General features: G+C 71.1%; 7 protein-coding genes. All 7 read left to right on the top strand.

The features are described 5' to 3' along the window. Positions 1 to 151: 151 nt before the first annotated feature. Positions 152 to 2,275: a putative bifunctional diguanylate cyclase/phosphodiesterase gene (locus tag OG522_RS11615; RefSeq protein ID WP_329462882.1), complete on the top strand. Its 2,124-nt coding sequence runs from the start codon at positions 152 to 154 to the stop codon at positions 2,273 to 2,275. 235 nt (positions 2,276 to 2,510) lie between these two features. Next, positions 2,511 to 2,807, top strand: coding sequence for an Asp-tRNA(Asn)/Glu-tRNA(Gln) amidotransferase subunit GatC (gene gatC / locus OG522_RS11610; protein ID WP_003966094.1), 297 nt, complete (start codon positions 2,511 to 2,513; stop codon positions 2,805 to 2,807). A 5-nt stretch (positions 2,808 to 2,812) separates the two neighbouring features. Next, positions 2,813 to 4,306 (top strand): Asp-tRNA(Asn)/Glu-tRNA(Gln) amidotransferase subunit GatA, encoded by a 1,494-nt coding sequence (gene gatA / locus OG522_RS11605; RefSeq protein ID WP_329462881.1) that lies wholly within the window; start codon positions 2,813 to 2,815, stop codon positions 4,304 to 4,306. Further along, positions 4,303 to 4,542 (top strand): hypothetical protein, encoded by a 240-nt coding sequence (locus tag OG522_RS11600; protein ID WP_120721241.1) that lies wholly within the window; start codon positions 4,303 to 4,305, stop codon positions 4,540 to 4,542. The genes gatA and OG522_RS11600 overlap by 4 nt, the downstream gene beginning before the upstream one ends. Positions 4,543 to 4,559: 17 nt before the next feature. Beyond that, a complete protein-coding gene (gatB, locus tag OG522_RS11595; protein ID WP_329462880.1) occupies positions 4,560 to 6,068 on the top strand; it encodes an Asp-tRNA(Asn)/Glu-tRNA(Gln) amidotransferase subunit GatB in 1,509 nt (502 codons plus the stop codon). Positions 6,069 to 6,526: 458 nt separating this feature from the next. Continuing rightward, a complete protein-coding gene (locus OG522_RS11590; protein WP_329462879.1) occupies positions 6,527 to 8,635 on the top strand; it encodes a phosphocholine-specific phospholipase C in 2,109 nt (702 codons plus the stop codon). Positions 8,636 to 8,856: 221 nt separating this feature from the next. Further along, positions 8,857 to 11,061 carry an MMPL family transporter gene (locus OG522_RS11585; RefSeq protein ID WP_329462878.1) on the top strand — a complete coding sequence of 735 codons (2,205 nt, stop codon included), beginning with the start codon at positions 8,857 to 8,859 and terminating at the stop codon, positions 11,059 to 11,061. Positions 11,062 to 11,078 lie beyond the last annotated feature (17 nt).

Below are 11,078 nucleotides of genomic sequence, written 5' to 3'. Positions count from 1 at the left end.
AGCCTTCTGCGGCCTACTGTTGGGATGTGCGCCTGTCGTGCACGACTGATGGCCCCTGCTGGTCGAGATGTTGGGGAAGGCACGCAGCCGTGGTGGCATGACATCGGGGCCATCGCGTGCACGGGCACTGCCGGCTGTGAGAGGGACGGGAATGAAACCGACCGAGAGCACCGCCCCGGCCGTGAGGCTGCGCGGGTTCACGGGCTTTTCGTCCAGGCTGACGGCCGTCGTCACCGGCCTCGCGGGCGTAGTCCTCGCCACCGGCCTCTACCGGGCCATACAGGAAGGCGGCACCCTGTTCCCGAGCGGGACCACGGGCTGGTCGCTGGCCGTCCTCACCGGCATGATCGTGGGCCACCTGGTGGCGCTCGGCCGGGAGCGCTGGTGGGGCGGCACCGGCTCCGGAGCCGCCCTCACCATCGCCGTGCTGCTGCTGTACGGCTGGCTGCCGGCCGCGCTGGTCAGCCTGGCGGTGGTGGTCCTGGTGGGTGCAGCGCGCCGCAACCGCTGGCGTCAGGGCCTGCTGCACGGCGCCGTGGACGTCCTGGGCATAGGAGCCGCGGGCCTTGTGCTGGCCGCGTTCGGCGTCCTGCCGTCGGTCGCGCACCCCTGGTGGCCCACCCAATGGAGCATCACCACCGTGCCCGAAGTCGTACTTGCGGCCGGGACCTATCTGTTCATCACCAGGATGATGCTCTGGTGCGCGCTGGCCCCCCGCGGCGGCGGGCTGCCCACGGTCGCCCGCACGGCCCTGCTCAGGCAGGGGCTCGTGGCCGTCGCGCTGCTCGGGATCGCCCCGCTGATCTGCGTCGTCGCCATGTCGGTGCCCGTGCTGCTGCCGCTGTTCGCGGTGCCGCTCGTCGCCCTCGACTCGACGCTGTGGATCGCCCGCGCCCGCGCCGAGGAGCAGCTGCGCGACCCGCTCACCGGTCTCCCCAACCGCCAGTGGCTCCTGGAACGCACCTGGACGGCCCTGGAGGAGGCGGAGAGCGGCGGCACCCGTTCCGCGCTCGTCCTGATAGACCTCGACCGCTTCCGCTCGGTCAACGACACCCTCGGACACCTCGCCGGAGACCGCCTGCTCCTCCAGATAGCCGAACGGCTCAAGACCGCGCTGCCGCGCGGAGCCGAGGCGGCCCGGCTCGGCGGCGACGAGTTCGCCGTGCTGCTGCCCGTCTGCGACTCCGCGACCAGCGCCATGCGGATAGCCCGCGGCCTGGTCGCGGAGCTGTCCTCACCGCTCGACCTGGACGGGCTGACCCTCGTCCTGGAGGCCAGCGCCGGCGTCGCGCTCTTTCCCGACCACGCGCTGGACGCCGAGGGGCTACTGCGCCGGGCCGACGTCGCCATGTACCAGGCCAAGCGGGACCGTACGGGCGTGGAGGTGTACGAGTCCAAGCGGGACTCCAACACCCCTGACCGTCTGGGCCTGTTGGGCGATCTGCGGCGGGCGCTGGACGCCGGCGACGTGGAGCTGCACTACCAGCCGAAGGTCCAGTTCGATGGCCAGGTGGCCGGGCTCGAAGCACTGGTGCGCTGGGTGCACCCGGAGCGTGGGCGGGTCCCTCCCGACGAGTTCATCGCCATCGCCGAGTCCAGCGGTCTGATGCCGCACCTCACCGAGTACGTCCTGGACACCGCCCTCGCCCAGGTGGCGCGGTGGCGCGCGCAGGGTCTCAACGTGCCGGTCGCCGTCAACGTCTCCCCGCGCGACGTCCACACGCCGGGCTTCGCGGGGTCCGTCGCGGCCCGGCTGGCCCGGTACGGCGTCCCGGCCGGTGCGCTCCAGTTGGAGATAACGGAACACGTCCTCCTTGAGGACCCGCAGCGCGCAGCGGACACCCTGGCCGGGCTCACCGCCCACGGAGTGAAGATGTCGCTCGACGACTTCGGTACGGGGTACTCGTCACTGGTGCATCTGCGGCGGCTGCCGGTCAGCGAGCTCAAGATCGACCGCTCGTTCGTCGCCCGGCTCGCCGTCGACAACGAGGACGCGGAAATCGTGCGCTGCACCGTCGATCTCGCCCATTCCCTCGGCCTGTTGGTGGTCGCGGAAGGCGTCGAGGACGACGAGACGTGGGAGCGGCTGCGGGACCTGGGCTGTGATGCGGTGCAGGGGTGGCTGGTGGCCGCGGCGATGCCGCCGGCCGAGGCGACGGCGTGGCTGCTGGCCCGGGGCGACTCCGGCTGGCACCGGCCCGCCGAGATAGCGGCCGCCGCGGCGGCGCGGGCGGAAGCCGAGGCCGACCACAACTCCGGCCAGCCCGTCCAGTGAGCCCCGCGGGGTCCGGCGGGGGATGCGCCCCAAACCCCGGAGGGGCCCGGAAGCACGCACGGTGCGAGGCATGAGCCGGGTCGGCGGCGCGGGCCGGGCGCGCGCCGGACGGGGGCCGGGGGACCGGCGCCGGGGCGGTGACCGAGGGTGAGCGGGTAATCCGTTTCGTGGTGTGGGTGCCGCGCCCCATAGGATTGGGCCCAAACCACACTCACTCACCCCTGAGGATCGCTGCATGCCTGGCATTACGCGCGAGGAGGTCGCCCACCTCGCCCGGCTGGCGCGTCTGGAGCTGAAGGGCGAAGAGCTCGACCACTTCGCCGGACAGCTCGACGACATCATCGGCGCGGTCGCCCGCGTCTCCGAGGTCGCCGACCAAGACGTACCCCCGACCTCCCACCCGCTGCCGCTGACCAACGTCATGCGCGCGGACGAGGTCCGTCCGTCGCTCACCCCCGCGCAGGCGCTCTCCGGCGCCCCGGCCCAGGAGCAGCAGCGTTTCAAGGTGCCGCAGATCCTGGGGGAGGACTAATCACCATGACGGACATCATCAAGCTCACGGCGGCCGAGATCGCCGCCAAGATCGCGGCCGGCGAGCTCACCGCGGTCGAGGTCACCGAGGCCCACCTGGCCCGCATCGAGGCCGTGGACGAGAAGGTCCACGCCTTCCTGCACGTCGACCGTGAGGGCGCGCTCGCGCAGGCCCGCGCCGTCGACGCCAAGCGCGCGGCGGGCGAGAAGCTCGGCCCGCTGGCCGGTGTGCCGCTGGCGCTGAAGGACATCTTCACCACCGAGGGCATCCCGACCACCGTCGGCTCGAAGATCCTCGAAGGCTGGATCCCGCCGTACGACGCGACGCTCACCAAGCGCCTCAAGGACGCCGACGTCGTGATCCTCGGCAAGACCAACATGGACGAGTTCGCCATGGGGTCCTCCACAGAGAACAGCGCGTACGGGCCGACCGGCAACCCGTGGGACCTGACTCGCATTCCGGGCGGTTCGGGTGGCGGTTCCAGCGCCGCCCTCGCTTCCTACGAGGCGCCGCTCGCCATCGGCACGGACACCGGCGGCTCGATCCGCCAGCCCGCCGCTGTCACCGGCACCGTCGGCGTCAAGCCGACCTACGGCGCGGTCTCCCGCTACGGCATGGTGGCGTTCAGCAGCAGCCTCGACCAGGGTGGGCCCTGCGCCCGCACCGTCCTGGACGCGGCGCTGCTGCACGAGGTCATCGCCGGGCACGACCCGCTCGACTCGACGTCCATCGACGCGCCGGTCCCGCCGGTCGTCGAGGCCGCCCGCAACGGCTCGGTCGCGGGCATGCGCGTCGGCGTCGTCAAGCAGTTCTCCGGCGAGGGCTACCAGGCCGGCGTCGTCCAGCGCTTCAACGAGTCGGTCGAGCTGCTCACGTCGCTCGGCGCCGAGATCGTCGAGCTGGACTGCCCGTCCTTCGACCTCGCGCTCTCCGCGTACTACCTGATCGCGCCGTCGGAGTGCTCCTCCAACCTGGCCCGCTTCGACGCCATGCGCTACGGCCTGCGGGTCGGCGACGACGGCACGAAGTCCGCCGAGGACGTCACCGCACTGACCCGCGAGGCCGGCTTCGGCGACGAGGTCAAGCGCCGCATCATCCTCGGTACGTACGCCCTGAGCTCCGGCTACTACGACGCGTACTACGGCTCGGCCCAGAAGGTCCGCACGCTCATCACCCGGGACTTCGAGAAGGCCTTCGAGCAGGTCGACGTCATCGTCTCGCCGACGACGCCCACCACCGCCTTCCCGATCGGCGAGCGCGCCGACGACCCGATGGCGATGTACCTCGCCGACCTGTGCACCATCCCGACCAACATGGCGGGCAACGCCGCCATGTCGCTGCCCTGCGGCCTCGCGCCGGAGGACGGGCTGCCGGTCGGGCTGCAGATCATCGCCCCCGCCATGAAGGACGACCGCCTGTACAAGGTGGGCGCCGCCGTCGAGGCAGCCTTCGTGGAAAAGTGGGGTCATCCGCTGCTTGAGGAGGCTCCGTCGCTGTGAGTGCACTGACCAAGGCCAAAGGCTTCAAGAAGTCCAAGGCCGGTACGTACCTGTCCATCGGCACCACCGCCTTCGGTGCCATCAGCGTCGTCAAGCAGGCCAAGAAGGCCCGCACCGAGAACGACACGCTGAAGCTGATCGACGCCGTCGTCTCCGCCGCCGCCATCGCCACCGGTGTCGCCATCCTGCTGCGCGAGCTCAAGCGCATCGGTGACGACGACGTCCTGTTGGGCTGAGAGGGAAGTTTTTCACCGTGACCGTCACTGATCTGGTCCCGTACGAGGACGCCCTCGCGTCGTACGACCCCGTCATGGGCCTTGAGGTCCATGTCGAACTCGGCACCAAAACCAAGATGTTCTGCGGCTGTTCGACCGAGCTGGGCGCCGAGCCCAACTCGCAGACCTGCCCCACCTGCCTCGGCCTGCCCGGCTCGCTCCCGGTCGTCAACGCGATCGGCGTCGAGTCGGCCGTCAAGATCGGTCTCGCGCTGAACTGCGAGATCGCCGAGTGGTGCCGCTTCGCCCGGAAGAACTACTTCTACCCGGACATGCCGAAGAACTTCCAGACCTCGCAGTACGACGAGCCGATCGCCTTCAACGGCTATCTGGACGTCCAGCTGGAGGACGGCGAGATCTTCCGCGTGGAGATCGAGCGGGCCCACATGGAGGAGGACACCGGCAAGTCGCTGCACGTCGGTGGCGCGACGGGCCGCATCCACGGCGCCTCGCACTCGCTCCTGGACTACAACCGCGCGGGCATCCCGCTCATCGAGATCGTCACCAAGCCGATCGAGGGCGCGGGCGAGCGCGCGCCCGAGGTCGCCAAGGCGTACGTGGCCGAGCTGCGCGAGGTCATCAAGGCGCTCGACGTCTCCGAGGCCCGGATGGACAAGGGCCAGATGCGCTGCGACGTGAACCTGTCGCTGCGCCCGCACGGCGTCGAGAAGTTCGGCACCCGTTCGGAGACGAAGAACGTCAACTCGCTCCGGTCGGTGGAGCGGGCGGCCCGCTTCGAGATCCAGCGGCACGCGGCCGTGCTGTCCTCCGGCGGCACGATCGTGCAGGAGACCCGGCACTTCCACGAGGATGACGGCTCCACCACCTCGGGCCGAATCAAGGACAACGCCGAGGACTACCGGTACTTCCCCGAGCCGGACCTGGTTCCGGTGGCTCCCGCCCGCGCGTGGGTCGAGGAGCTGCGCTCCGGGCTTCCCGAGATGCCGCGGGTGCGCCGCAACCGGCTCCGCGAGGAGTGGGGCGTCTCCGAGCACGACATGCAGTCGATGCTCAACGCCGGTGCGGTCGATCCGATCGTCGCCACCATCGAGGCCGGTGCGGATGCCGCTGCCGCCCGCAAGTGGTGGATGGGCGAGCTGGCCCGCAACGCCAACGAGCAGGGCGTATCCCTGGAGGAGCTGCCCGTCACCCCGGCGCAGGTCGCCCGTCTCGCGGCGCTGGTGGCCGCCGGTGACCTGAACGACAAGCTGGCTCGCCAGGTTATCGAGGGTGTTCTCGCGGGCGAGGGCGACCCGGACGCGGTCGTCGAGAAGCGCGGCCTGAAGGTCGTCTCGGACGAGGGTGCGCTGGGTGCGGCCGTGGACGAGGCCATCGCGGGCAACGCGGCGATCGCGGACAAGATCCGGGGTGGCAAGGTGGCGGCGGTCGGCGCACTGGTCGGTGCGGTCATGAAGACCACGCGGGGCCAGGCCGACGCGGCCCGCGTCAAGCAGCTGATCCTGGAGAGGCTGGGCGTGGAGGGCTGAGCCCTCCGTCTCTGCCAAGGGGCGGCCCCTGCCGGTGAGGTGACCGGTGGGGGCCGCCCCTTCGGCATGCCGGGGGATGCAACCCCCTGGGGCTCTGCCCCAGACCCCGGAGGGCCCCACCCCGCCCCTTCCCCAAACCCTCCGGGGATTGAAGGACCCTGGGAGCGTCGCCCCCCCAGGCCCCCAGTCGCGCCCCAAAGGCGCTCGTCCTCGAATGCCGGACGGGCTGAGGATGCCCATGCCGGCCGGCACGACCCCGCCAGGGGCGCGGGGAACTGCGCGAGCCCCGCACGGTCGGCGGCCGAGATGCCAAGCACCCCGGCAAGCGGGCGGGTTGGACTTTTGGGGGTGGGGGCTTGGACGTTCACCCCGGGGCCGGGGCGGAGCCTTCTGGCGGACACCCGGGGTCACTACCGTTCCCCGCGTAGCACCTCACACGCACGGCTCGGGAGGACCCCTTGATCACGGACATCTCACGGCGACGCCTGTTCGCGCTCGGCGGCGGCGCGCTCGGCGTCGCGGCCGCCGGGTCGCTGTTGCCGCCCTCGCTTCAGACGGCGATGGCCGCGGGCCCGCCCGCCGGTGGGCTGGGCGCGGTCAAGCACGTGGTGATCCTGATGCAGGAGAACCGGTCCTTCGACCACTACTTCGGCACCCTGCGCGGCGTCCGCGGCTTCGGCGACCGCAGCGCCGTCCAACTCCCCAGTGGGAGGCCCGTGTTCGAGCAGCCGGGGCCGCTCGGCACCACCGTGCTGCCCTTCCCCGTGCGCGCGGCGGCGGCCGCGCAGAAGAAGGACCTCCAGTACATAGGCGCCCTCGACCACTCCTGGAGCGGCGGCGCCCAGGCCTGGAACAACGGCTGGATGGACAACTGGGTCTCCGCGAAGACCTCGGCGACCATGGCGTACTACGACCGCCAGGACATCCCGCTGCACTACGAACTCGCCGACACCTTCACCGTCTGCGACGCCTACCACTCCTCCATCCACAGTTCGACCAGCCCCAACCGCAACCACCTGTGGAGCGGGAAGACCGGTTACGAGTCCAACGGCAAGCGGGCCGTGGGCAACGACGCCTACGACGAGGGCACCCATCCCGGGTACGGCTGGGGCACCTATGCCGAGCGGCTCGAAAAAGCCGGGCGCAGCTGGCAGACGTACACCGAGTGGGAGAACTTCACCGACAACCAGATCGAGTTCTTCACCACCTTCAAGGCGATCGCCCGCAAGGCCCTGGCCAAGACCGGTGGGCACACCTTCATGGAGTCCTTCTACTCCGTTGTACGCGACACCACTGACAACGCCGAACGCGAGCGGCTCCTCGGCCTGCTCGACCAGGGTGTCGCCACCCTCACCAAGGCCGAACGCAGCCTGTTCGAGCGGGGGTTGAGGCGGGTGCCCACCGGCACGCTCGCCGACGCCTTCGGCAAGGACGTCGCCGCCGGCACCCTGCCCGAGGTCTCCTACCTGGTGCCCTCGGCGCTCGACTCCGAGCACCCCAGCGTCTCCTCGCCCGTGCACAGCGCCACCATCGTCTACAAGGTGCTCGACGCGCTCGGCAGGCACCCGGACGTGTGGCGGCACACCGTGGTGCTCATCAACTACGACGAGAACGACGGCTTCTTCGACCACGTTCCGCCGCCCGTCGCCCCGCCCGAGGTGGCCGACGAGCAGTGGGAGGGCAAGCCCACCGGGCTCGGCGCGCGGGTGCCACTGCTCGTCGTCTCGCCGTGGAGCGTCGGCGGTTACGTCTGCTCCCAGGTTTTCGACCACACCTCGGTGATCCGCTTCCTGGAGAAGTGGACCGGGGTGCGCGAACCCAACATCAGCCAGTGGCGCCGCACCGTCACCGGCGACCTGACCTCCGCCTTCGACTTCCAGCGAGGCAGGCCGCAGCCCGCGGTGACCCACCCCGGTCCCATCCCGCCGCTGACCGGCCGCTGGCGTCCCGAGCCGCCCGCTCAGCAGCACATGCCCGTCCAAGAAGAGGGCACCCGGCCCGCCCGGCCGCTGCCGTACCAGCCGGACGCCTGCGCCCGCGTCGCCGACGGCGCCCTTCAGGTGCAGCTCAGCAACAACGGGACGGCCAGCGCCCACTTCGCGCTCTATCCGTACGCCAAGGAATTCGCCGCGCCGCAGCACAAGGACGTAAGGGGCAAGGCGCAATGGAGCGTGCCCCTTACCGGCGCGGCGAACGGCGCCTATAGGTTCACCGTCACCGGGCCAAACGGGTTCCGGCGCGAGTTCGAGGGCGCGGCGGCCGTGGATGCCGCCGAGGTGACCACCTACCTCGACCACAACGACCGGGATGTCCATCTGACGCTGCGCAACCGGGGCGGCAAGCCGGTCACCTTCGTCGTACGGCCGCTCGGGTACGCCGACGAAACGGATCTGCGGGACTGGAGGCGGACCGTCACCGTGAAGCCGGGACGCAGCCGCACCCTGGTGCACTCCGCCGCCGACGCGCACGGCTGGTACGACCTCGAAGTGACCGCGGACGGCGGCACCGGGTTCCGCCGCAGGCTGATGGGCCACATCGAGAACGGGCGGCCGAGCGTCTCGGGCTGACCCGGCCGTCAGGGCGAGGCCCCGGCGTGCTGCCCGATGTGCCGGTCGATGATTGGGGGCTCGTGGACCCCAACAGGGGGAAGCGCGCTGTGAGTAAGGCCACGAAACGGGCAAACGATCACTATTGACTGCCAGAGTGGCTGACGCGCATCCTGCGCGCCTCCGTTCTTTGCGGGCTGTTCCCGGTCAAAGAGCCACAAAATCAACCGGGAGCACTCACGTTGGCCGCCCTCGCGCGCTGGTGCGTCAGGCACCGCCTCGTCGCCGTACTGCTCTGGCTGCTCGCCCTGGGCGCCACCACCAGCGCGGCGGCCGTCGCGGGTTCCGCGTACTCCAACGACTACGAGGCCCCCGGTACCGAGTCCGGCCGCGCGAGCGCCCTGCTGGACGCCGGTTTCCACGGCCGGGGCGGCGACACCGACTCGGTCGTCTGGCACACCGCGTCCGGCTCGGTCCGCGACAGCGGCGTACGGCGGACGATGGAGGCCACGCTCGCGCGGATCGCGAAGCTCCCCGGCGTCGCATCCGTGACCGGGCCGTACGGAGCCGGCGGCGCCGGGCAGATCAGCGCCGACTCGCGCACCGCCTACGCGACGGTCACCTTCGACCGCCAAGCCGACGACATCCCCAAGGCGCAGGCCGAAGCCGTCGTGAAAACGGCCGCGTCCGCCGCCTCCGCCTCCGTCGACGTCGAGCTCGGCGGCAGCGCCGTCGGGCTCACCGAGGCGCCGTCCGCACACCTCAGCGAGGTCGTCGGGGTGGCCGTCGCGGCCGTCGTGCTGTTCCTCGCCTTCGGCTCGTTCGCCGCCAGCCTGCTCCCGATCGCCACCGCCCTCGTCGGCGTCGGCACCGCGTACGCGGGCATCGGCCTGCTCGGCCACGCCATGACCGTCGCCGACTTCGCGCCCATGCTGGGCATGCTCATCGGGCTCGGAGTCGGCATCGACTACGCCCTGTTCATCGTGACCAGACACCGGCGCGGACTGCGCCGCGGGCTCAGCGTCGAGGAGGCGGCACGCGGCGCGGTCGAGACCACCGGGCGGGCCGTCGTCTTCGCGGGCGCCACCGTGTGCATCGCCCTGCTCGGCATGCTCACCCTGCGCCTCGGCTTCCTCAACGGCGTCGCCGTCGCCGCCTGTCTGACCGTCGTGCTGACCGTCGCCGCCTCGGTCACCCTGCTGCCCGCGCTGCTGTCCTTCATCGGGATGCGCGCGCTGAGCCGCCGCGAGCGGCGCCGGCTCGCCGAACACGGCCCCCGGCCCGAGCAGCCGACCGGCATCGCCGCCCGCTGGGCCGCGTTCGTGGAGCGGCACCCCAAGCTGCTCGGTCTGGTCGCGGCCGTGGTGATGCTGGTCCTCGCGCTGCCCGCGCTCTCCCTGCACCTGGGCACCTCCGACCAGGGCAACAACCCCGCCACGACGACCACGCGCCAGGCCTACGACCTGCTCGCGGCCGGTTTCGGGCCCGGCGTGAACGGGCCGCTGACCGTGGTCGCCGAACTCGAAGGCCCCGGCGACCGGCTCGCGATGGACCGGCTACCGGACGTGCTGCGCGCCACCAGGGGCGTCGCCTCGGTGAGCCCGGTGACGTACAACGGCAGCGGCAGCACCGCCGTCCTGACCGTCGTACCCGACTCGGCACCGCAGTCGCAGTCCACCAGCGTGCTGGTCGACCGGCTGCGCCACGACGTGCTCCCGGCCGCCGAACGCGGCAGCTCCCTGAAGGCGCACGTGGGAGGGGTGACCGCCAGCTACGACGACTTCGCGGCGATCATCGTCGGCAAACTCCCGCTGTTCGTCGGCGTGGTGATCGCGCTCGGCTGCCTACTGCTGCTGATCGCCTTTCGTTCGATCGGGATTCCGCTCAAGGCGGCCGTGATGAACCTGGCGGCGGTCGCCTCGTCGTTCGGGATCGTCGTCGCGATATTCCAGTGGGGCTGGGGGAGCGAACTCATGGGGCTCGGCCGCTCCGGCCCGATCGAGCCGTTCCTGCCCGTGATCATGGTCTCGGTGCTCTTCGGGCTGTCCATGGACTACCAGGTGTTCCTGGTCAGCCGCATGTACGAGGAGTGGCTTGAGACCCGCGACAACCGGCGAGCGGTCCGGGTCGGCCTCGCCGAGACCAGCCGCGTGATCAACTCCGCGGCCGTGATCATGATTTCGGTCTTCCTCGCGTTCGTCCTCAGCGGTGACCGAGTGATCGCCATGTTCGGCATCGCGCTCGCCGCGGCCGTGGCCCTGGACGCCTTCGTCCTGCGCACCCTCCTCGTTCCCGCCCTCATGCACCTGCTCGGCAAAGCCAACTGGTGGCTGCCGGCCTGGCTCGACCGGCGGCTCCCCAGGATCAGCATCGAGGCCCCCGAGCGCCGCCGTGCGACGATTCCGGAGCAGCGGGCGGCCGGAGAGGCGGACCGGCTGCTGCTGTAGCCATCGCATACGTACGC

The organism is Streptomyces sp. NBC_01431 (genome assembly GCF_036231355.1).
Taxonomy (GTDB): domain Bacteria; phylum Actinomycetota; class Actinomycetes; order Streptomycetales; family Streptomycetaceae; genus Streptomyces.
Note: the sequence above shows the minus strand (reverse complement) of the source record. Positions and strands in the feature narration are given on the sequence as shown.

What these genes read in the sequence shown, in the direction of transcription:
- gatC (WP_003966094.1), top strand. Translation starts at nt 2,511, where the DNA reads ATGCCTGGCATTACGCGCGAGGAGGTCGCCCACCTCGCCCGGCTGGCG.
- OG522_RS11615 (WP_329462882.1), top strand. Translation starts at nt 152, where the DNA reads ATGAAACCGACCGAGAGCACCGCCCCGGCCGTGAGGCTGCGCGGGTTC.
- gatA (WP_329462881.1), top strand. Translation starts at nt 2,813, where the DNA reads ATGACGGACATCATCAAGCTCACGGCGGCCGAGATCGCCGCCAAGATC.